At 68.1% G+C, this 20980-nt stretch carries 24 protein-coding genes, 1 tRNA gene and 1 pseudogene; 16 read left to right on the top strand and 10 right to left on the bottom strand.

Translation table 11 applies throughout. The features are described 5' to 3' along the window. Positions 1 to 51 precede the first annotated feature (51 nt). Positions 52 to 579, top strand: a complete 528-nt coding sequence (locus Q9G87_RS36755; RefSeq protein ID WP_305921175.1) for a GNAT family N-acetyltransferase — start codon at positions 52 to 54, stop codon at positions 577 to 579. 207 nt (positions 580 to 786) lie between these two features. Here the strand turns inward: Q9G87_RS36755 and Q9G87_RS36760 are convergent, their stop codons facing one another. Then, a complete protein-coding gene (locus Q9G87_RS36760) occupies positions 787 to 1740 on the bottom strand; it encodes a LysR family transcriptional regulator (protein ID WP_305921176.1) in 954 nt (317 codons plus the stop codon). Between the two features lie 88 nt (positions 1741 to 1828). Between Q9G87_RS36760 and Q9G87_RS36765 the strand changes: the two genes are divergently transcribed. The 3 genes from Q9G87_RS36765 to Q9G87_RS36775 are packed head-to-tail and all read left to right on the top strand — an operon-like array spanning position 1829 to position 4472. Beyond that, on the top strand, positions 1829 to 2752 hold the full coding sequence (locus Q9G87_RS36765; RefSeq protein ID WP_305921177.1) for a zinc-binding dehydrogenase: 924 nt from the start codon (positions 1829 to 1831) through the stop codon (positions 2750 to 2752). Further along, positions 2749 to 3729, top strand: a complete 981-nt coding sequence (locus Q9G87_RS36770; protein ID WP_305921178.1) for an alpha/beta hydrolase family protein — start codon at positions 2749 to 2751, stop codon at positions 3727 to 3729. Before Q9G87_RS36765 ends, Q9G87_RS36770 begins: the two co-directional genes overlap by 4 nt. After that, complete coding sequence (locus Q9G87_RS36775; RefSeq protein ID WP_305921179.1) at positions 3729 to 4472, top strand: glucose 1-dehydrogenase; 744 nt, start codon at positions 3729 to 3731, stop codon at positions 4470 to 4472. Before Q9G87_RS36770 ends, Q9G87_RS36775 begins: the two co-directional genes overlap by 1 nt. Positions 4473 to 5001: 529 nt before the next feature. Here Q9G87_RS36775 and Q9G87_RS36780 read toward each other — a convergent pair. Continuing rightward, entirely contained in the window at positions 5002 to 5652 is a 651-nt protein-coding gene (locus tag Q9G87_RS36780) for a TetR/AcrR family transcriptional regulator (RefSeq protein WP_305921180.1), read from the bottom strand. 101 nt (positions 5653 to 5753) lie between these two features. Between Q9G87_RS36780 and Q9G87_RS36785 the strand changes: the two genes are divergently transcribed. Continuing rightward, on the top strand, positions 5754 to 6773 hold the full coding sequence (locus Q9G87_RS36785) for a hypothetical protein (RefSeq protein ID WP_305921181.1): 1020 nt from the start codon (positions 5754 to 5756) through the stop codon (positions 6771 to 6773). 42 nt (positions 6774 to 6815) lie between these two features. Continuing rightward, positions 6816 to 7652 carry an aldo/keto reductase gene (locus tag Q9G87_RS36790; RefSeq protein ID WP_371825880.1) on the top strand — a complete coding sequence of 279 codons (837 nt, stop codon included), beginning with the start codon at positions 6816 to 6818 and terminating at the stop codon, positions 7650 to 7652. A gap of 144 nt (positions 7653 to 7796) precedes the next feature. Here Q9G87_RS36790 and Q9G87_RS36795 read toward each other — a convergent pair. Continuing rightward, positions 7797 to 8186 (bottom strand): annotated as a pseudogene (locus Q9G87_RS36795) (DUF6461 domain-containing protein); the annotation flags it as partial. Between the two features lie 97 nt (positions 8187 to 8283). On the opposite strand from Q9G87_RS36795, the gene Q9G87_RS36800 reads away from it, so the two are divergent. The 4 genes from Q9G87_RS36800 to Q9G87_RS36815 all read left to right on the top strand — a co-directional run bounded on the left by Q9G87_RS36800 (position 8284) and on the right by Q9G87_RS36815 (position 11606). Beyond that, a complete protein-coding gene (locus Q9G87_RS36800) occupies positions 8284 to 8604 on the top strand; it encodes an antibiotic biosynthesis monooxygenase family protein (protein WP_305921183.1) in 321 nt (106 codons plus the stop codon). Positions 8605 to 8821: 217 nt separating this feature from the next. Beyond that, positions 8822 to 9154, top strand: coding sequence for an SDR family NAD(P)-dependent oxidoreductase (locus Q9G87_RS36805; protein WP_305921184.1), 333 nt, complete (start codon positions 8822 to 8824; stop codon positions 9152 to 9154). A 390-nt stretch (positions 9155 to 9544) separates the two neighbouring features. After that, positions 9545 to 10675, top strand: a complete 1131-nt coding sequence (locus Q9G87_RS36810; protein WP_305921185.1) for a serine hydrolase domain-containing protein — start codon at positions 9545 to 9547, stop codon at positions 10673 to 10675. A 631-nt stretch (positions 10676 to 11306) separates the two neighbouring features. Next, positions 11307 to 11606: a tyrosine-type recombinase/integrase gene (locus Q9G87_RS36815; RefSeq protein ID WP_305921238.1), complete on the top strand. Its 300-nt coding sequence runs from the start codon at positions 11307 to 11309 to the stop codon at positions 11604 to 11606. 103 nt (positions 11607 to 11709) lie between these two features. On the opposite strand, the gene Q9G87_RS36820 is transcribed toward Q9G87_RS36815, so the two are convergent. From Q9G87_RS36820 to galU, 7 genes are all read right to left on the bottom strand, one after another. Beyond that, positions 11710 to 11786, bottom strand: a tRNA-Ala gene (locus Q9G87_RS36820). A gap of 49 nt (positions 11787 to 11835) precedes the next feature. Then, positions 11836 to 12441, bottom strand: coding sequence for a divisome protein SepX/GlpR (gene sepX, locus Q9G87_RS36825; protein ID WP_305921186.1), 606 nt, complete (start codon positions 12439 to 12441; stop codon positions 11836 to 11838). 129 nt (positions 12442 to 12570) lie between these two features. Further along, the gene (locus Q9G87_RS36830) at positions 12571 to 13224 is read right to left on the bottom strand and encodes a GNAT family N-acetyltransferase (protein WP_305921239.1); all 654 of its coding nucleotides are present in this window, start codon (positions 13222 to 13224) and stop codon (positions 12571 to 12573) included. A 47-nt stretch (positions 13225 to 13271) separates the two neighbouring features. Continuing rightward, positions 13272 to 13751: a MogA/MoaB family molybdenum cofactor biosynthesis protein gene (locus tag Q9G87_RS36835; protein ID WP_305921187.1), complete on the bottom strand. Its 480-nt coding sequence runs from the start codon at positions 13749 to 13751 to the stop codon at positions 13272 to 13274. Further along, complete coding sequence (gene moaC / locus Q9G87_RS36840; protein ID WP_305921188.1) at positions 13751 to 14230, bottom strand: cyclic pyranopterin monophosphate synthase MoaC; 480 nt, start codon at positions 14228 to 14230, stop codon at positions 13751 to 13753. The genes Q9G87_RS36835 and moaC overlap by 1 nt, the downstream gene beginning before the upstream one ends. Before the next feature lie 52 nt (positions 14231 to 14282). After that, entirely contained in the window at positions 14283 to 15470 is a 1188-nt protein-coding gene (gene glp, locus Q9G87_RS36845) for a molybdotransferase-like divisome protein Glp (protein ID WP_305921189.1), read from the bottom strand. After that, entirely contained in the window at positions 15457 to 16359 is a 903-nt protein-coding gene (gene galU / locus Q9G87_RS36850; protein WP_305921190.1) for a UTP--glucose-1-phosphate uridylyltransferase GalU, read from the bottom strand. The genes glp and galU overlap by 14 nt, the downstream gene beginning before the upstream one ends. A gap of 24 nt (positions 16360 to 16383) precedes the next feature. Between galU and Q9G87_RS36855 the strand changes: the two genes are divergently transcribed. The 6 genes from Q9G87_RS36855 (at position 16384) to cpaB (ending at position 20971) form a co-directional block, all read left to right on the top strand. After that, positions 16384 to 16953 (top strand): 5-formyltetrahydrofolate cyclo-ligase, encoded by a 570-nt coding sequence (locus Q9G87_RS36855; protein WP_305921191.1) that lies wholly within the window; start codon positions 16384 to 16386, stop codon positions 16951 to 16953. A 23-nt stretch (positions 16954 to 16976) separates the two neighbouring features. Continuing rightward, positions 16977 to 18482: a potassium/proton antiporter gene (locus Q9G87_RS36860; protein ID WP_305921192.1), complete on the top strand. Its 1506-nt coding sequence runs from the start codon at positions 16977 to 16979 to the stop codon at positions 18480 to 18482. 69 nt (positions 18483 to 18551) lie between these two features. Further along, entirely contained in the window at positions 18552 to 18875 is a 324-nt protein-coding gene (locus tag Q9G87_RS36865; protein ID WP_305921193.1) for an FmdB family zinc ribbon protein, read from the top strand. A 29-nt stretch (positions 18876 to 18904) separates the two neighbouring features. Beyond that, positions 18905 to 19447, top strand: a complete 543-nt coding sequence (locus Q9G87_RS36870) for a hypothetical protein (RefSeq protein ID WP_305921194.1) — start codon at positions 18905 to 18907, stop codon at positions 19445 to 19447. 136 nt (positions 19448 to 19583) lie between these two features. Beyond that, entirely contained in the window at positions 19584 to 20390 is an 807-nt protein-coding gene (locus Q9G87_RS36875; RefSeq protein ID WP_305921195.1) for an S-methyl-5'-thioadenosine phosphorylase, read from the top strand. After that, a complete protein-coding gene (gene cpaB, locus Q9G87_RS36880; RefSeq protein ID WP_305921196.1) occupies positions 20387 to 20971 on the top strand; it encodes a Flp pilus assembly protein CpaB in 585 nt (194 codons plus the stop codon). Before Q9G87_RS36875 ends, cpaB begins: the two co-directional genes overlap by 4 nt. Positions 20972 to 20980: the final 9 nt, after the last annotated feature.

Raw genomic sequence — 20980 nt, forward strand, 5'->3', positions numbered from 1 at the left:
GCTGAACTCCGGCGGTAGCGAGGCAGCCCCGCTTTGATCAGAATGTGACTCATGAACGATGTGCGCACGCTTGATGGTTCAGGTCCGGTTGAGGTTGCTATCGGAGATGAGGCTGATCTTGTCGGAATTGTCGCTCTCCTCAACGACGTGTCGGCGACCTCGATCGCGTCTTTCGACTCCCGGCCGATCACAGTGGATGAGCGGCGCGCCTGGTTCGAACGGTTCTCCTCCACCGGCCCTTACCGACTGCTCGTGGCTCGACGAGATGGTCAGGTGGCGGGCTATGCCTGCAGTCAGCGTTACCGGGATCACGATGCCTTCCGGGAGACGGTTGAGCTCAGCGTCGCGATCGATGCCGGTTGCCGGGGCTTGGGGGTGGGAACGTCGCTGTATCGGGCGCTGTTTGAAAGCATTGCCGATGAGCCGATCCATGTGGCGGTCGTAGGCATCGCCATGCCCAACGATGCATCGGTCGCGTTGCACCGGAAGTTCGGCTTCACAGAGGTCGGGACGTTCCACGAGTACGCCGTCAAGAACGGTCAGTACATCAGTTCGCTGTGGATGGAGCGTCTTCTTTAACGACCGCCCGCAGCGGCATACGCCTGCGCCGATCTTGGCGTCCTTTCGCCGGAGATCATCTTGCAGTCTTCAGGGTCAGCGATGCCATTGCCGCCTACAGCGTGGAGTTGCAGGTATGCCTTTGAGTGATGGCGGTGGTGACGTCGCTGCTGACGAAGCTGGACCGGGCCGAGGAGGCCGCACGACAGCAATGCGGATCCCTGGGGCTCAATGGCCTGGGTCGGGACGATTCCGCGGCGGTGAGGGATGATGCTCGGGAAGCCAATCGCGGGTGGGATCGTATTCCAGCCAGCGGTTGCGCTTCGCCTGCGCCGTGAAGGCGCTCGTCAAGGCTTCCAGCAGTGGATGGCCGCCGTTGTCACGCCACAGCAATGACCAGGCGTACAGGGGTGTCGGGTCCACCAGCGGGACCGAGCGGATCGCAGGGCCGGATGGGAGCGGCACGTCCGCGGGCAGCAGGCAGAAGCGGCGCGGATCGGCTGCCAGATCCGCCAGGAAGTGGTCCAGCCCCAGATTGGTGCCCTCGGCCTGATCGCGGATGCCGAAGTGCTCGGCGAAGCGGTGTAGGAAGTCCAGCCGCTGGAGCGGCCCCGGGGTCCAGAGCACTCCGTCGTGCAGTTGCTCGGGCCGGATGGCCGGAGCGTGCGCCAGTGGATGGTCGACGCTGAGGATCGCATCCACCGGCTCCAGTCGCACCAGGCGATGCGTCAGCCCGGCGGGCAGAGGCGCGTGAACGCGGCCGAAGGCGGCGTCGATCGCGCCGTGAAGCAGCGCGGCTGCCACCGCAGGAAGGTCACGGCCATGCCCGAGTTCCAGCCGTGGCTCGTGGGACGCCACTTGCGCCAGCGTGCGCATGGGCGCATACAGGTGGCCCCACACGTCGATCCGAAGCGGACGGTACGCATCCAGCACCGTCGCCACGGCCAGGTCGGCGGCGGCCAAGGCCTGTCGGGCAGGCTCCAGGAAATGTTGCCCGGCCTCGGTGAGCCGTACCCCGTGGCCACCACGTTCGAAGAGGCGCCTGCCGAGCATGGACTCCAGGCGGGCGATCCGCTTGGACAGCGCCTGCTGGGAGATCGACAGTTCCTCGGCCGCGTGACCGAAGTGCAGCTCCTCGGCGGCCAGGACGAACGCGCGCACCTGCGCCAGGTCGAGGTCCACGTCTTTCACCTTAGGCGACAACCGGTGGTTGTCGGCTTGTCCCGTACGTTGTTGGATCCCGCGGCTCGTACGCCGGTTTCATGGCTGCATGCGAAGATTGATCCCCACGAGAGACCCAGTGCGTCCGGTGGAGTTCGCCCAGGACGTTCAGCCCGTACCCACTGCAGGGGATGCGCTGATCAAGGTCGAGGCCTTCTCCCCGAACCGAGGTGAGACATTCCTTCTGGAAGAGCCTAAACCCGGCCTGCTGCCCGGCAAGGACGTCGCCGGCCTGGTAGTCCAGGCCGCCGCCGACGGCTCAGGCCCGTCGGCCGGCACCCGCGTGGTGGGCCATCCGCCGATGGGCGGCTGGGCCGAGTACGTGGCCGTGCCCACTCACTCGCTGGCCGTGCTGCCCGATGAGATCAGCGCCGTCCAGGCGGCCGCGCTGCCGCTGGCCGGGATCACCGCGCTTCGATTGATCCGTACGGTCGGCGCCCTGGCGGGCAGGCGGGTGCTGGTCACCGGCGCCTCTGGCGGGGTGGGCCATTACTTCACCGAGATGGCGGCCGCGGCCGGGGCGGAGGTGAGTGCGGTCACCGCCACTGTGGAGCGTGGTGCACGCCTGCGCGAGCTGGGTGCTGCGGCGATCGTGCACGACGTGGCCGACGCGGGCGGGCCGTTCGACGTGGCGCTGGAGTCCACCGGCGGAAACGCACTCGCGACCGCGCTGGCCAGGCTGGTCCCCGGCGGCACGCTGGTCTGGTTCGGCCAGGCCAGCCGTACCCCGGCGACGATGAACTTCTTCGACCTGCTCGCCGGGCCGGAGAACGCCGTGATCCGGCACTTCCACTATGCGGGCGCGCCATACGGTCCCGATCTGGCCACCTTGGTACGTCTGATGTCCGGCGGGCGGCTTCACCCGGAGATCGGCCGTACCGCCGATTGGAGCCAGACCGCCGATGTGCTGGTCGACCTGCGGGAACGCCGGATCCGCGGCAACGCCGCCCTGACGATCGGAGCACCACGATGAACGCTGTCGACTTCGCCGCCGCCAACCTGACGCGGGCCACGGGAGCCGGGCTGGACCCGCACGAATACCAGCGGGTCACCGGTGAGCTGGCCGACCTGGGCCAATGGGGCGAGGTCTTGATGCGCGCCGCACACGGACACCTTGCGCGCGCCGAGCAGGCGGGCACGGCAATTTCCGCGGGCGAGCACTGTCAGGTCGCAGCGCGCTGGTTCCACGTCGCCACCCTGGGGCCGAATCCTGAACACGCACTCGCCGCCGCGAAAGCCGACGCCGCCATGGGCCGCGCCCTGCAACTGCTGGAGCCTGGCGCGCGCCGGATCGAGGGATCGGGCTTCGCCGGCTGGCTGCGCGGCCCGGCCGACGCGGCGGCCACGGCCGTGGTGGTGCCTGGGCTGGACTCCAGCAAGGAGGAGTTCCACGACGTGACCACCGCTTTGCTGCGCCGGGGTCTGGCCGTATTCGCCATGGACGGGCCGGGCCAGGGCGCGCTCGCGGCCACCTCCACGGTCACTGCGGACTACCACCGGGTGATCGGCCGGGTCATCGACGCACTCGGCGTGGAGAGCGTGGGACTGGTCGGGCTCAGCCTCGGCGGCTACTACGTGGCCGAAAGCGCCGCCCATGAACCGCGCGTCGCGGCCGCGGTCACCGTCAGCGGTCCCTTCCGCCTGGATTGGGACACCCTGCCGCCCCCCGTACAGGAGATTCTCATCCAGCGCGCCGGAGGAGAGGAAGCCGCCCGCCACTTCGCCCGCCAGGTGGACCTGTCTACCCTCGCTCCGCGCATCACCTGCCCTCTCATGGTGGTGGACGGCGGCCGGGACCTCATCCCCGGCGTGACCAACGGCGAACCCCTCGCCCGCCTGGCGCCACGCGGACAGTACTTGCACATCCCTCACGGCGACCACCTGCTCGGCAACGCCCGCCCCGACTGGCTGCCAGCGGCCGCCGACCGACTTTCCGGAGCACTCACATAATGCGCTTCATCGACAAGACCGCGTTGATCACCGGTGGCACGAGCGGCATGGGCCTGGCCACCGCACACCGCCTCGTCGCCGAAGGCGCCCACGTGATCGTCACCGGCCGCACCCAGCGGCGTGTGGACCAGGCCGCAGCCATGCTCGGCTCGCACGCCCTCGGCGTGGTGGCGGACGCGGCCGACCTCAACGATCTGGTGGCCCTCATGGACATGATCAAGACTCGGTACGGCCGGCTGGACATCGTCTTCGCCAACGCCGGCGTGGGCACGTTCGCGCCCTTCGCCGACATCACCGAAGCCGACTTCGATCAGACCATCGGCGTGAACGTCAAAGGCGTGTTCTTCACGATCCAGAAGGCGCTGCCGCTGTTGGCCGATGGCGGCTCCATCATCATCAACGCCTCCTGGACCCTGCATCGCGGCAACGGCATTCTCACGCTCTATTCGGCCACCAAGGCTGCCGCGCACAACCTGGCTCGTACCTTGGCGGCGGAACTCGCGCCGCGTGGAATCCGCGTCAACTCCATCAGCCCGGGGTACATCGACACGCCGATGTACCCGGCCGCGGCGTTGAGCGAGACAGAGGCGACGGCCATCACTGGCAGGGTGGCGGCCGGCCGATTCGGCCGGGCAGAGGAGGTCGCCGCGGCGGTGACGTTCCTGGCCTCCTCAGAGGCGTCCTACATCAACGGCCAAGACCTCGTCATCGATGGCGGCCTGGTGACTGCGATCCCCGCCTGACCACGCCCGCCCATGCACGAGAGATGGGCACCGCAGCCCAGCGGCCGATCTCTCACGTCTCCCAGCGGCCCGACACCACGAGCGTCCTCCGCCCCAGCTGCCGCGCATCCTCGGACTTCAGGCGGTCGAGAATCGGGATCAGTGGCTCCTCCTCATACGTCAGGTGCGCTTCAAGCTCATCGACGAGCCGTTCGATCTCGGCCCGTGCCTTCGGCGGATCCCCACAGGAAAGGGCCTCCAGGAGTACGGTGATGCGCTCGTGCTCCTAGGCCGGTTCGGAAACCCCTGAAACGACGAGATCCCGCCCGATCACCAAGATCAGACGGGATCCCGTCAACTTCAGTCCGGCCGTCTCAATAACGGCCCTGGGTGGAGTGTTCACGAGTGGGTTTGGCCTGGGGCGGAGAGACGGCGTAAGGATCGCTTCCCGCAGGACGAGTGATCGTTTCCCGCGCTGGCTTCGTGGGGCCCTTCGTGCTGGAGACGGTCGTGTTGTTTGCATTCGGCTTCACCGGGGGCGCTTTCCGAGTCACTGAGGCGAGTGTTGTTGTGCTCGTTGTTCGGCCGCGTCGAGTGCGGGTGCGAGTGGTGCGAGTGCGCTGCGGAGCAGGTCGGGTAGCGAGCCGGATGGCACGACGAGCCCGCTGGTCGTGGGAGACGCGGTCCTCGGCTGTACCCATTGGTGGAGTGCGACCCGAATCGCGGCGGCCACGCTCGCCGCGAGCACACGGGGGGTGTGCGGGTCGGTGTCGCCGAGGCGTTGGGCGATCGCGCCGGCGAGGGGGTGTTCGACCGCGCCGGCGGTGTCGACGAACGCGTCGCGCAGCGCGGGGCGGGCGGTGATCATCAGCAGCGCATCGCGATGGTTCTCTCCCGGGTCGGTGTACTGCTCCACGATCGCCTCGACCACGGCGTCGGCGAGGCCGGCGGCGGGCCGGGCAGCGACCGCCGCCGCGACTCGTGCCTCTCGTTCGGCGGTGACGGCGGCGACAATTGCCTGTTCGCGACTGGAGAAGTAGTTGTTGTAGGTCCTCGGCGAGACCCCGGCTGCCTCGGCGATGTCGTCGACGCGCACGTTCTCCAGTCCACGCTCCAGGGCCAGCCGCAGGGCCGCCTCGCGCAACGCCTCCCTGGTGGCCTGCTTCTTCTGCTCGCGCAGCCCCGTCCGTCGTGTCGTCACCGTCCAAGTATGCCAGTTAAAGTGCGTCCACGCAAACTTGCGCGCGCGCACTTTAGGTTCTAGTGTCGGGCCGTCGGATACCGACAGGAAGGACCAAACCCATGCGTGCCAAGGGCATCGCGTACGACACCGGTTTTGTTCGTAACGGCGTGATCTCTCGTGAGCGCTTCGATCTCGACGTGGTCAGGCGGGAGCTGGCCATCATCCGTGATGACCTGCACTGCAATGCCGTTCACGTCGTCGGTGGCGATCCGGAGCGGCTGGAACTGGCTGCCCGCTGCGCCGCCGAGCTCGGGCTGGAGGTCTGGTTCTCGCCCTATCCGCTGGAACTGACGACCACGGAGATCCTGTCGCTGTTCGCCGACTGCGCGCAGCGGGCGGAGCGGGTCCGTAAGGCGGGAGCCGACGTCGTGTTCGTTACCGGTGTCGAGTTGAGCATCATGAACCGGGGGTTCTTTCCCGGTGACAACGTGGAAGAGCGGCTCGGCCTGCTGTTGAGCCAGCCCGATGGCCGGGCCGAGCGGCTCGCCGAGGCGAGTGCCCGCCTCAACGACCTTCTCGGCGAAGCCGTCAGGGCGGTATGCGAGTGTTTTCGGGGGAAGATCACCTATGCCTGCATACCGTTCGAGCGCGTCGACTGGACCCTCTTCGACTTCATGTCGGTCGAACTCATCCGGTCTGCCGAGGTGGCCAACCAATTCCGGGAAGGCGTGCGCAACCTTGTCGCGCAGGGAAAACCGGTCGCGATCACCGGTTTCGGCACGGCTACCTGGCGGGGCGCCGGCGACGTCGCACCGCGCAGTATGGAGATCGTCGAGTATGACAAGACCGGGCGCCCGGTTGGGCTGAATGGGGACTACGTCCGCGACGAGGCTGGCCAGGCCACCTACCTACGCGAGTTGCTGGAGATCTTTGAGGCCGAAGGCGTTGACAGCACCTTTGTGTATCTCTTCGCGCTCGACACCTTCCCGCACCGCCCCGACGACCCTCGCCACGACCTCGACCTGGCCAGTCTCGGCATCGTCAAGGTTCTCGAAGACCGCAACGGCGACACGTATCCGGACATGCCGTGGGAACCCAAGGCCGCCTTCACTGCGCTGGCCGACTACTACCGCGGCTGACCAGACCGGGTCAGCACGACACGAAGGAGCATGAACGTGAACATGATCGCGGCCAATACCTTCCTGCTGGGTGGCGACCTGCGGGTCAACCGGCTGGGCTTCGGCGCGATGCGGCTCGCCCTCGGCGGCTCCATTCGCGATCCCGAGGCGGCCGTTGCGGTGCTGCGCCGTGCCGTGGAGCTCGGGGTGAACCACATCGACACCGCAGGCACCTACGGGTTCGGTGACCTCCATGCGCACGAGCTGATCCGGCAAGCGTTGTCGCCGTATCCGAAAGACCTGGTGATCGCCACCAAAGTTAGCTCCCCCGGCGAGGCCGCCGCCGCTCAACTGCGCGGTCTGGTCGAACAGGACCTGCGCCGCCTCGGCCAGGACCACCTCGACCTGGTCTACCTGCGCGTGGGCGGCATGGGCAACGCCGGCGGCGAATCACTCGGCGAACGCTTCACGGTCCTCGCGGACCTGCGCCACGAGGGGCTGATCCGGCACCTCGGCGTCAGCCACATCGACGAGACCCAGCTCGCCGAGGCACGGTCCATCGCCCCGGTCGCCGCGGTGCAAAACCAGTTCCACATTTACGATCGAAGCGACGCCGAGGTTCTCGCACGGTGCGAACAGGACGGCATCGCCTACGTGCCGTACTCTCCACTCGGCGGCGGCAGAGCCCGGCTCGACACGGCCCGCATCACAAGCGTCGCCGCCCGCCACCAGGCCACGCCCGCACAAGTCGCCCTGGCCTGGCTACTCGCGACGTCACCGGTGACACTGGCCATCCCCGGCACCAGCTCGCTCGACCACCTGACTGGCAACATCGCCGCAGACGGACTTCGCCTCACCATTGACGACCTGGCCGAACTTTCCGACCAACACGTCGCATGATCCCTCGAAACCCATCGTGTTTCTGATGGAGGCACAGCCGACGCCTTCGGTATCGGGGCGTTCACGAGTACGGCTCGGCTGGTCTGGGGCGCAAGTGGGGTTGAGAAGATCGCTTCCCGAGTACGCAGCCCGGGCGCTGACCGTTCAGGGGTCAGCGGGTCGCGTCGGGCATGCGGACCTCACGTAGGGATGCGGCTGCTCCAGCCACTCGCCGGGCAGCCGCGCCCCGGTGGTGCGGTCGATGACTGCGAGGCGGGCGGCCCTCCAGTCGTAGTCGGCGCGGTCATCGAGGTCGTCCTCGTCCTCGTTGAGGTCCGCGGACGCGGGCTTGGCGAAGAAGTCCGTCATCGCCTGCAGCTCGCGCCATCGAGTTAGGCCGACATGGTGTTCCTGCCGCCCGGGGAAGAGCGCGTCGATCGTCAAGATGAGCTCGCCTCCGGCCGCGAAGCTCAGCAGATTGTTGGCGTTGACGTTCCACCAGGCGCTGTAGACACGCGCTCCCTCACTGAGCCGCCGGAGCACGGCGGGGCCTGCCCCGAGGTAGTCCCACCCGAAGAGAAACGGTGGTCGAGCCGAACCCGAGCGAGTGCGACGCGAGCGCCGAACGGGGAACCGTCAGTAGCATATGGGCATGACGCCTATTACACCCCCCTACTATGCGGTAATCATCGCTCAGAAGCTGAAGGACACGGGCCTAGAGGGGTATGACGAGATGGCGGCCCGGATGGTCGAGCTCGGCACCAAGTGGCCGGGCTACCTGGGCCGCGAGTCCGTCGCCAGAGCCGATGGCCACGAACTGACGGTTATCTATTACGCCGACGCCGAGTCGATCGCCAGTTGGCAGGCCGACGTCGAGCACCTGGAGGCGCAACGGCTCGGACGCGAGCGCTGGTACGAGTACTACGACATTCGGATCGCCCACGTCGAGCGCGCCTACAGTTTCAGAGCCTGAACCTGGCGGCCCCGTCCGGGGAACTCACCGCGTTGATTGCCGCGCGGCAGCCGTACTTCCTGCAGTCGATGCGCGGCCAGCGGCAGCATGCCGCCGACGGCTACCGGCACGGCCCGCCCTGCTACGGCTACATCGCCGTCGTGGACGAGGACGCTTTTCCTGCTGGTGCATTGCCCGGGAATCTCTCCCGTCGAAGCCATCGCCGAGCCCCCCGGAGATGTGGCGGCGGACACTGGCGGTGAACGTGGCCTCCGCCGCCGAGCTGGTGCGGCTGATGTTGCCCGCGTTGCGGCGGTCCAGGGGGCATGTGATCTTTGTCAACGCCTCGCCCGGGATGACCGGTGTCCCCCGCTGGTCGGCGTTCGTCGCCAGCAAGGCGGCGCTGCGGGGTTGGCCGACTCTGCGTGAGGAGGAGGCCGCCCATGGGATACGTGTCACCACGGTCTATTCCGCAGCGACGGCGACCTCCTGCTGGGGGAGGTCACGAACGCCTACGGGCGCCCGTATGATCCCGAGCTGTGCATCCGGCCGCAGACGCTGGCGGCGATGATCGTCTGGGTGCTGAGCGCGCCGGCTGACTCCTACGCCTGCGAGCTGTCCGTCGTGCCGTCGCCGCGCTGATCCTCTTGCCGGGGAGCGGGCCGCCGCCTTTCCGCGACAACGTCGACCACGCCTACCGCCACGGCCTCCGCTACATCGCCGAGCCGGGTGATTCGATCCGGTCCGCGGAGGTGCGCGATCCCTGCGTCGAGAAGATCGCTTCCCGGGGTAGCGCTGATCGTTTCCCAGAGTGCGGGAGCGGAGGGCCAAGGTCCGCACCTGTGCTCTGGGCTCCGTGCAGAGCCACCTGGCCCTACACGGTTAACGCCGAGGAAACGCTGCCCTCGTTAGAACTTGTGGCTCGACAGCGGAGTATTCGGACTTGGAAGAGGGAGACTTGATGATTCTGCGTCGAGCGACGTTCACTGGCGCAGCCTCGCTGGCGTGCGCGGCGCTGGTCTTGAGCGCGGCCCCGCCCGCCACGGCCTCGACAACTGCCGCCCTCGTCAAGGTCGGGGATGTGCAGAAGGCGATGGAAGACTTGGTGAAGACGGGCCACGTGGTGGGAGCCATCGGCGAGGTGTACGTGGACGGTAAGCGGGTCGGGAAGGGATCAGCCGGGTCCCGCCTGCTCGACGGCAAGGGCGGCGCGATCCCGTCGACCGCCCGCTACCGGATCGGCTCGCAGACCAAGACCATGACCGCCACCGCGGTGCTGCAACTGGTCAAGGAAGGCAAGCTGAGCCTGGACGACAAACTCAGCGAGGTCCTGCCGCAGGTGGCGGAGAAGGACCTGGTGGAGCGGGCCGACGAGATCACGGTACGCAATCTGATCCAGCTGACCTCGGGCATCCCCGACTACATCGGCCCGGACACCTCTGACCCCATGCGTAACTACCGCCCGACCGACCTGCTGGCGGCCTCACGCAAGAACGCCCGGCCCGTGGAAGTCGGGAGCTTCAACTACTCCAACACCAACTACATCCTGCTCGGCATGATCATCGAGAAACTGTCCAGAAGGTCACTGGCGGCCGAACTCAACCGGAGGCTCTTCGCCCCGCTCGGCATGCGCCATACCTACCTGCCCACGAAGGCGACCGAGGGCATCAAGGGCCCGCACGGGCACGGCTACGCTCCGGACGAGACGGGCACGATGCGCGATGCCGACAAGATCAACGCCACCACCATGCTCGGTGCCGGCGGCGTGATCTCCACCGCACGCGAGATGAGTGCCTTCCAGCGCGCCTTCCGCCAGGGCAAGCTGCTGCCGGCGTCCCTGACCAAAGTGATCACCGATCCGCCGCCCGGCCAGCCGTCGCCGCCTGCGGGCGGCCCGTGCTCCGGCAACCCCGAGTTCGCCGCCGGGGGCGGAGGCAGCGCCCCCGGCTTTACCGCCGCGACCCTCACCTCATCCGACGGCCGCGTGCAGTTCGCCGTGTCCCTGACCCTGGTCATGGACGATGCCGAGCGCGGCACCGTACCGCCGCGCATCACCAACGCCCTCAAATCGCTGTTCTGCCCCGCGAAGTGATCGCTCCAGCCGCAGGCTCATCTTCTGGCTCTGGCTCTGGCCTTGGTGCTGGCGGCCTTGCTGGACTTGGCGCTGGCGGTGGCGACCCTGGGTGAAGCCCTCTGCAGGAAGCTCGCTGATCGTCAGCGAGGGCGTTATCAATCTCTGTTGGTCGGGATCGCGGGAGTTGGAGTTAGGGTCGTTGGTCAACTGCCTCTGGCCAGTGCCGTTGGTGTTCATCACCCAGATCTGGCAGGTGCCGCCACCGCGGTTGGTGTCCCAGAGGATCTTGGCACCGTCAGGAGACCAGGCGGGATGCTGGTTTTGCGTCATGGTGTCGTTGGTGAGGTTGACCCGATCGGTGCCGTCGGGTTCATCACGAAGATGTTCCAGAAGTTGTTGTTGGGATCGTTGGGGCCGCTCTCGATCACGACCTTGGCGCCGTCCGGAGACCAGTAGGGATCAGCGTTGAAGGGGGGCTGGTCACCTGGCTCTCCCCTGAGCCGTCGGCGTTCATCACCCAGATGTCTTCATCGTTGTTGAGAGTGCCTCGATCAAACTCGATCCTGGTACCGATCCGTAATCGTCCGCGTCCGGCAGCACCACGTCAGCCAAGCCGCCACCAAGCTCAAGGCAGGCGAGGCATGGCAAGATCACAACCTGGCGTTCTGCACGAGCCGGCACCCAACTGGACGCATCCAACGTCCGACGGGCATTCCGCAAGATCACCAAAGAAGCGGGGATCGGAACCGCCTGGAGTCCCGGCAAACTGCGTCACTCGTTCGTCTCCATCATGAGTGACCAGGGCGTACCCATCGAGACCATCGCCGATCTCGTCGGGCACGCGGGCACCAGCGTCACGGAAGCCGTGTACCGACACCAACTTAGGCCCGTGATCACCAAGGGTGCCCAGACCATGAACACCATCTTCGGCGACAGCCAACACGGGTAGAGAGTCCGAGTGAGATGGCTCCCCGATTGGCTCCCATCGACTCCCAGACAAGGGAAAAGGGGCTCCGGATCAACTCCGAAACCCCTTGTTACCTGCAACTTCCTGGTGGAGATGAGGGGATTCGAACCCCTGACCCCTTCGATGCGAACGAAGTGCGCTACCGGACTGCGCTACATCCCCAAGGACTCGACCAGATTAGCAAACCTTTGAGGGTCCTCGCGCCACCGTTTCAGTCCCCCACCGCCCGCCTGGGCGGCTCGGCGTACTGGTCGAACAGGACGTCCTGGTGCAGCGACGTAAGATCGATCACCTCGGCCGGCGGCTCTTCGACGACCAGGCGGCGCTCGCGGGCCCGCCGCAGTCGCTCAGCGCGCGCCTGGCGAGCCCGTACCCGGCGTTCACTGTCCACCTGTACGGCGACCCGCAGGAACCCCATGTACGCCAGCATGATGACCACGGACGGCGCGACCCCCCACCACGGGATCATCTGGACCGCGGCCGTGACGACCGAGGCCAGCACCAGCAGCGTGGTGAAGAACAGCAGCCGGCGCCGGCGGGCGACGATGATGGCGCGGCGCCGCAGCCGGAACCGGCGAACGTCGACCTTCTCGGCCTCCGACGACGACGGCGGCGGCGGCGCGCCCTCGTCCTCATCGGAGCCCTCCACGGACGAGGGCTCGAGGTTGTCGAGGTCGGGCAGTTGGTGCTCGCCGGTGTAGTACTCCTCGAGCTCGGCCAGCTCGGCGAGGTTCGTCTTGTCCTTGCGCAGCCACATCGGGATGAGGACGCACAGCCACATGACGACAATGGCGAGGTAGAGGAGGACGCTGCTCACGGCCACCTCCGTATGAGGGCAGCACGAAGACGCATGTGGGTTCGTTGCGTCTTCAATGTGCTCACGTCACGCACCGTAAGACCGCGTGTTCTGATTGACGAGCATTCGGTGCGGTGTGTCGCGAGATCGTCAAACCTCTTCGACAGGAGACCCCCCGCGAGCGGCCGACTCGCGGGCGCGACGCCACTGCACGAGCAGCCCGCCGGGCACGTCCTCGACGGTCAACGCGTAGCAAATGTGGTCGCGCCAGGCTCCGTCGATGTGGAGTTGGCGACGCCGAATGCCTTCTTCCCTGAATCCGAGCTTCTCAACCACCCTACGGCTGGCTTGGTTCTCGGGGCGGATGTTCGCCTCCAGCCGATGCAATCCGGTGGTGAAGAAGCAATGGTCGACGGCCATGGCGAGGGCGGTGGGGGTGATCCCCCGGCCGGCCAGGGCGCCGTCGATCCAGTATCCGACCTGGGCAGATCGGGCGGATCCCCACACGATCGCGCCCACGGTCAGCTGGCCCGCGAAGCGCCCCTCGTACGTGACCACCCACGGCAGCGCCAGCCCTTGCCTGGCCTCGCGCCGCAGGGTGCCGACCATGGAGATGTAGGGGCCGAGCCCGGTCCTGAACAGGGGCGTCTCAGGATTGCTCGGCTCCCAGGGGCGCAGCCAGTCCGCATTGCGCAGCCTGGTCTCGCGCCACACGCGTACGTCGCTCAGCCGCAGCGGCCGGAGGCCTACCGGGCCTTCGTTGAGGGCCGCCGGCCAGCCACGAAGTCGATCCACATCTCTCATCATCCCCCCATCGGGCATGATGTCGCCACGTGCGCACCGAATCACGGTCAGCGCGGGTGATCGCCGCCCTGGATCTGGTCGACCGCGTGCCGCAGGATCGGGGCGAGTACGGCCACGCCATCGCGTACGCCACCGGACGATCCGGGCAAATTCACGATCAAGGTGTTGCCTGCCTGACCGGCCAGCCCACGGGACAGGACGGAGGTCGGCACCTTGTCGCGGTTCGCCATCCTGATCGCCTCGGCGATGCCGGGAACTTCCCGGGAAATCACCCGGGCGGTGATCTCCGGCGTCAGATCCATCGGCGTCAGCCCGGTCCCCCCGGTGGTCACGATGACGTCGTAGCCGTCCGCCAGCCCCTTGCGCAGCGCCGCCTCGACGGGGTCACCGTCCGGCACCACCAGCGGGCCGTCGACGACCTCGCACCCGGCGTCGTCGCGGAGCAACTCGACCAGCAACGGTCCTGATTTATCGGCATAAATCCCGGCGGACGCCCGGTTCGACACGGTGATCACCAGTGCCCGCATCAGCCCTCCGGCTCCCTCGTCCAGCGGCCGGTCTTCCCGCCCAGCTTCTCCTCCACCCGCACGTCGGTGATCACCGCGCCCGGATCCACCGCCTTGACCATGTCGATCAGGGCCAGCGCCGCGACCGAGACCGCCGTCAGCGCCTCCATCTCCACGCCGGTGCGGTCGGCCGTCTTCACCCGGCACGTGATCGCCACGCCCCAGTCCTCGACGTCCAGCGTGACCTTCACCCCGTGCAACGCGATCGGATGGCAGAGCGGGATGAGATCAGGAGTTCGCTTCGCCCCCATGATCCCCGCGATCCGCGCCACCCCCAGCGCGTCACCCTTGGGCACCTCCCCCGACCGCAGCAACGCGACCACCTCGGCGGACAGCAGCACCCGGCCGGTGGCCACGGCACTACGCGCCGACACGTCCTTGGCGGACACGTCCACCATGCGCGCGGCGCCCGTTTCGTCGATGTGCGTCAGCTCGCTCATAGACCCCTCCTCGCCGGTCCGGTGAGCATGCTGCTGTGCCCGCTTCGCCCTCTCACAGCCGGATCACCTCCACCTCGGCGCCACCGGGCACCTCGGTCACGTCCTCGGGCACCACGATCAGCGCGTTCGCCAAGGCCAGGGCGGCCAGCTGATGCGAGCCCTGCCCGTGCACCGGCGACACGGTGCCGTCGGAGGCGAGCACGCCCCGCAGGTAGGACCGCCGCCCCGCGGGCGAGCGCAGCGGGCCGGTGACGTAGGCGGTCACCGCTTCCGGCAAGCCACTGGGCAGCCCGCGCATCTTGGCGAGCGCAGGACGTACGAACAGCACGAAAGAGACATAAGACGACACCGGATTGCCGGGCAGGGCGAAGATCGGCACCTCGTCCTCACCCAGGACGCCGAACCCCTGCGGCATCCCCGGCTGCATGGCGACCTTCTCGAAACGTACGGTGCCCAGCGGCGACAGAGCCTCCTTGACCGGCTCGTAGGCCCCCATCGACACCCCGCCGCTGGTGATGATCGCATCGGCCCGCACCAGGTGGGTGTCGAGCCGGTCGAGCAGCACGGCGGGATCGTCCCCGACGGAGCCCGCGCGGAACCCCTCCGCGCCCGTCTCCCGCACCGCGGCCGTCAACGTGAAGCTGTTGGAATCCCAGATCTGCCCGGGCGCCAGCTGCCCGCCCGGCTCCACCAGCTCGGCGCCGGTGGAGATGACGACGACCCGAGGCCGCGGCCGCGCCAGCACCCGCCGCCGCCCCACCCCGGCGATGATCCCCAGCTGCGCCGCCCCGATCACCGTGCCGGTCTTGAGCACGACCTCGCCGGCCTGCACGTCCTCCCCCGCCCGGCGGATCGCGTTGCCTTCCTGCACGGGGCGGTCGATCGTCACCGTGACCGTCCCCCCGTCCGTCCACTCCACCGGCACCACGGCATCGGCGCCGGCCGGGACGGGAGCCCCGGTCATGATGCGTACGGCGTGCCCCGGCCCCACGGCCCGCAGCTCATGCGACCCGGCCGCCACGTCGTCGATCACCGGCAACCTCACCGGAAGGTCGGTGATATCCGCCGCCCGCACGGCATAGCCGTCCATGGCCGAGTTGTCGAACGGCGGCAGCGGCACCGGCGACGACACCTCCTCGGCCAGCGTCGCCCCCAGCGCCTGCTCCAGCTCGAGCTCCAGCGGCGCCAGAGGACGCACGGTGGCCAGGATCTCGGCCAGATGCGCGTCAACCGATTTCATCGAGGAACTCCCGCAACCACGGCACGAAATCACCGGCCAGATCCTCCCGATCCGCCGCGAACTTCACCACGGTCCGCAAGTAATCCAGCTTGTCTCCAGTGTCGTACCGCCGCCCCCTGAACAGCACCCCGTGCACGGGGCCGCCCTCATGGGAGCCGCGCGCCGCGAGCGTGCGCAGCGCGTCGGTGAGCTGGATCTCGCCCCCGCGCCCCGGCGGAGTGTCCTCCAGCACCTCGAACACCGCGGGATCGATCACATAACGCCCGATGATGGCCCAATTGGACGGCGCCTCGTCGACCGGCGGCTTCTCCACCAGATCGGTCACCCGCACGACGTCGTCCTCGGCGGTGGCCTCGATGGTCGCGACGCCGTACAGCGAGACCTGCTCCTTGGGCACCTCCATCAGCGCGATCACGCTGCCACCGAATGTGTCGCGCACCTCTATCATGCGTTTGAGCAGCGGGTCGCGGTAGTCGATCAAGTCGTCGCCGAGCAGGCAGGCGAACGGGTGGTCACCGACGTGCTGCTTGGCGCACAACACCGCGTGGCCGAGCCCCTTCGGCTCGCCCTGCCGCACATAGTGGAGCGTCGCCAGCGAGGCGGGCTCACGGACCTGGGACAGCCGGTGCTCGTCGCCCTTCGCCTCCAGGGCCTCCTCGAGCTCGAACGCGCGGTCGAAGTGGTCCTCGATGGAGCGCTTGTTCTTGCCGGTGACCATGAGCACATCGAGCAGCCCGGCGGAGGCGGCCTCCTCGACGACATACTGGATCGCGGGCTTGTCGACGATGGGCAACATCTCCTTGGGTGTCGCCTTGGTCGCCGGGAGGAACCGGGTGCCCAGACCCGCGGCGGGCACGACGGCTTTCGTCACAGGGTCAAAGTCAGCCATGAGTAGACCCTAGTGGAGGGACCTGTGGACAAGTTGAACCTGCGCCGCGAGCTGAACGCGGCGCGTAGCTCACTCTCCCCCGAGCAGTTGCGGGCAAACGCCATCAAGGTCCGCGAAACGCTGCTCGAGCAGCCGTGGGTCCAGATGGCCGGCCTGGTGGCCTGCTACTGGTCGACGGGGGTGGAGCCGGATACGCACGGGCTCGTGTTCGCTCTGTGGAAACACGGCGCCACGGTGATCCTTCCCGTCCTGCGTGACGACTATGACCTGGATTGGGCAGTGTACGACGGGCCGGACACACTGGCGCCGGGACGCTTCGGGATCATGGAGCCGGTCGACGCACGCCGCGGCGTCGACGCCATCCGCACGGCCGCGTTGGTGATCGTGCCCGCGCTGGCGGTCGACCGACACACGGGGGTGCGCCTCGGCCGCGGCGGCGGCTCGTACGATCGTGCCCTGGCCAGGGTCGGCCCGAACGTGCCAACGGTGGCTTTGCTGCACGATGGCGAGCTGATCGACGGCATCCCCGCGGAGCCGCACGATCGACGAGTCCGCTATGCCATGACACCAGCGGGACTCACTAGTCTTATGTGAACGAAAGTACGAGAGGGGGCCAGATGACGCTTGAGATCTGGCTCCTTCTTGGTGCTGTCATCGTCATCGCGGCCATTGCGTCCGTACGCGTCGCGCATCGCATGGGTCTGCCCAGTCTGCTCGTGTACCTGGGCTTCGGTCTGCTCCTGGGGGAATCCGGGTTCGGGATCCTTTTCGACAACCCGCACGTGGCGCAGCAAATCGGCCTGACCGCGCTGGCCGTGATCCTGGCCGAGGGCGGACTCACCACCAACTGGTCCCACGTGCGGCGTTCGGTCCCCTTGGCCCTGGTGCTGGCGACCGTGGGCGTGACGGTCAGCATCGTCGTGGTGGCGCTGGCCGCACAGGGACTGCTCGGCCTCGGCCCGAACGCGGCGCTGATCCTCGGCGCGGTGCTGGCCTCCACGGACGCGGCGGCCGTCTTCTCCGTCCTGCGGCGGCTGCCGCTGCCGCCGCGGCTGGCCGGCGCCCTGGAGGCGGAGTCCGGCTTCAACGACGCCCCGACCGTGATCGCCGTAGTGCTGCTCAGCGGGGCGTCGAACTCATCACCGACGTTGGGAACGTTCCTCCTCGAGACCTCCGTCGAGCTGATCATCGGCGCGGCGATCGGCCTCGCCGTCGGCCCGGCGGGCGCGTACGCCCTGCGCCGCGTCGCTCTCCCCGCCTCCGGCCTCTACCCCATCGCCGTCCTCGCGCTCACCTTCGTCTCGTACGGCGGCGCGGTGCTGCTGCACGGCTCCGGCTTCCTGGCCGTCTACCTGTCGGCGCTGATCCTGGGCAACTCGCGGCTGCCGCACCGGGCGGCGACCAGGGGTTTCGCGGAGGGCGCCGCCTGGCTGGCGCAAATCGGGCTGTTCGTCATGCTGGGTCTGCTGGCCAGCCCCAAGGAGATGCCGTCGGCCGTCGTACCCGGCCTGATCACCGGCACCGTCCTGGTGCTCCTGGCCCGCCCGCTCTCCGTACTGGCGAGCTCCATGCTGTCGTGGGCGTTGCGACTGGGCTGGGTGAGCTGGCGCGAGCAGGCGTTCCTGTCCTGGGCCGGGTTGCGGGGCGCGATCCCGATCGTGCTCGCGACCATCCCCTGGGCAGCCGACGTCGACTACTCCAAGGAGATCTTCAACCAGGTCTTCGTGATCGTCATCGTGTTCACCCTGCTCCAGGGGCCGACGCTGCCGTTCGCGGCCCGGCTGCTCAGAGTGGGCGCCCCCGGCGAGGCACACGATCTCGCGGTGGAGGCCGCGCCGCTGGAGGAGCTCAAGGCGGACCTGCTGCAGGTCCGCGTGCCGCCCGGCTCGCGCCTGCACGGCGTGGAGATCTTCGAGCTGCGCCTGCCGGCCGGCGCCCAGGTGACGCTGATCGTCCGCGAGTCCAAATCGTTCGTGCCCGCCAGCACCACCCGGGTCAGGGTGAACGACCAGCTCCTCATCGTCACCACCGCCTCGTGCCGCGACCAGGTCGAACGCCGCCTGCGGGCGGTCAGCCGCAGCGGCAAGCTGGCCGGCTGGTACGGAGAGCGGGGATTGGAATAGGCGTTTGACCTAATCGGTTACCATTAGCAGTCGCAACGCCGGAGTGCCAGACTCTGAAGGAGGAGCCGCGTGCCGACTTACCAGTACGCCTGCAACGACTGCGGTGAGCCGCTCGAGGTCGTTCAGAAGTTCAGCGACGACGCGTTGACGGTGTGCCCGGCCTGCCAGGGCAACCTGCGGAAGGTGTTCTCCGCGGTGGGCATCGTGTTCAAGGGCTCGGGCTTCTACCGGACCGACAACCGCACGTCGTCCCCCTCGTCGACCGCGTCCTCCAACGGGTCGTCCTCCAACGGGTCGTCCTCCAACGGGTCGAAGTCGTCGGAGAGCAAGTCCTCCTCGGACTCCTCCAGCTCCTCCACCACTACCCCGGCTCCCGCCGCCGCCTCCAACTGAGCGGCCCCCTTTCCGAGATGGGAGAGGGAGTGCCGGACCGGCAAGCCGTGATCATCCCCGGCGGCAGGGGCGGCCCGTACGCAGGCCTCCTGGCCTACGCGAGCGCGGTCGCCGCCCGGCGGGGCGCCAAGCTGGAACTGATCTGGTGGACGCCGCCGGAAGACCGCCCCATGGTGGACAACTGGCCCTGGGTCCACGATCAGGTGACATCCGTCGTGGAGAAGCTGCCCTCCTCCCCCACGCCTGTGCTGATCGGCAAGTCACTCGGTTCGTACGGCGCCGGCGTCGCCGCCGCCCGCGCCCTTCCGGCCGTCTGGCTGACGCCCTTGCTGACGAAGCCCGCGTGCGCAGAGGCGCTGAGCCGAGCCACGGAGCCGTTCCTCCTGGTGGGCGGCACCGCAGACGAATACTGGGACGGGGCGCTGGCGCGGGAGCTGACACCACACGTGCTGGAGGTCACGGACGCCGACCACGGCATGATGGTGCCGGGGCCGCTGCGCGGATCCGGCGAGGTCCTCGGCCAGGTGCTGACGGCCATCGAAACCTTCCTCGACGACGTCGTCTGGCACTAGCCGTGGCGCCCCGGGGTAGGTCGCCAGCTGCGATCGCCTGGGCACGTGGCACTGGGGACCCGGAGCGCTCGGAGTTATCCACAGAACAGCGTTCGGCCGACCCACACCCAGCCCCCATCCGACTACTCTCAGCGCCATGGTCACTCGCGCAGACATAGGTGTCATCGGAGGCTCAGGCTTCTACTCGCTCCTCGACGATGCCGAGGAAATCGAGCTAGCCACCCCCTACGGCCCTCCCAGCGACGTCGTCACGGTCGGACGCATCGGCTCCCGTTCCGTCGCTTTCATCCCCCGCCACGGCCGAGATCACCGTTTCCCGCCGCACCGCATCCCCTACCGCGCCAACCTCTGGGCTCTACGCTCGCTCGGCGTCCGTCAAGTGCTCGCGCCGAGCGCCGTAGGCTCCCTGCAAGCCGAATACGGCCCGGGCGCCATGGTCATCCCCGACCAATTGGTAGATCGCACCTCAGGCCGCGTCCAGACCTATTACGACATAGACGGCGCCGTCCACGTCGCGTTCGCCGACCCTTACTGCCCGTCGGGCCGAGCGGTGGCCGTAGGAGCAGCCCGCACAGGCGACTGGGAAACCGTCGACGGCGGCACGCTGGTGGTCATCGAGGGCCCGCGCTTCTCCACCCGGGCAGAGTCGCAGTGGTTCGCGGGCAACGGCTGGTCGATCGTCGGCATGACCGGTTTCCCCGAGGCGGTCCTGGCCCGCGAGCTGGCCCTGTGTTACACGTCGCTCTGCCTGGTGACCGACCACGACGCCGGGGTGGAGGCGGGCCAGGGCGTGACGCATGACGAGGTCCTCGAGTTCTTCGCCCAAAACGTCACCCGCATGCGCACGCTGGTGTCGGAGACCGTGCAAGCCCTGCCCGAAGAGCGCACGTGCCCCTGCGGCTCGACCCTCGACGGCCTCAAGCTCCCCTTCGACCTACCGTGATCCAATCCTGGCTCAACCGCTACGGCCGTCGCCGCCGCCTCGCGGCGGCCACGCTCGCCGCCATAGCCGTCCTATCCGCCTATCTCGCCACCCGCCCATCCCCACCCACCACGGTCCTGGTGGCGACCCGCGACCTCCTCCCCGGCCCCCTGACCCCGTCAGACCTCCACCCGGTCCCGATCAACCACGTCCCAGACGGCGCCGTACGCACAACAACGGCCGCGGCCGGCCGCTACCTGACCTCCCCCATGCGCAGAGGCGAGCCCTTGACGGACGCCCGCCTGCTGGACTCCTACCGCCTCTCACCAGGCATGGTCGCCACTCCCGTACGCATCTCCGACCCGGAAGCGGCGAAACTCCTCTCCCCCGGCTCCAGGATCAACGTCCTGGCAGCCCGGGAGGACACCCACCCGGCCCGCACCATCGCAGAAGACGTAAGAGTGATAACAGCCGCAGACCGGCAAGAAGACGAAAGCCACGGTGCCCTCGTCGTCCTGGCGACCACCCCGACCCAAGCAGCAGAACTGGCCGCCGCCCAAGCAAGCGCCCGCCTCTCGATCACCATCATCACGGCACCCTGACAACCAGCA

Origin of the sequence: Nonomuraea turcica (assembly GCF_030718205.1) — a bacterium.
Classification (GTDB): domain Bacteria; phylum Actinomycetota; class Actinomycetes; order Streptosporangiales; family Streptosporangiaceae; genus Nonomuraea.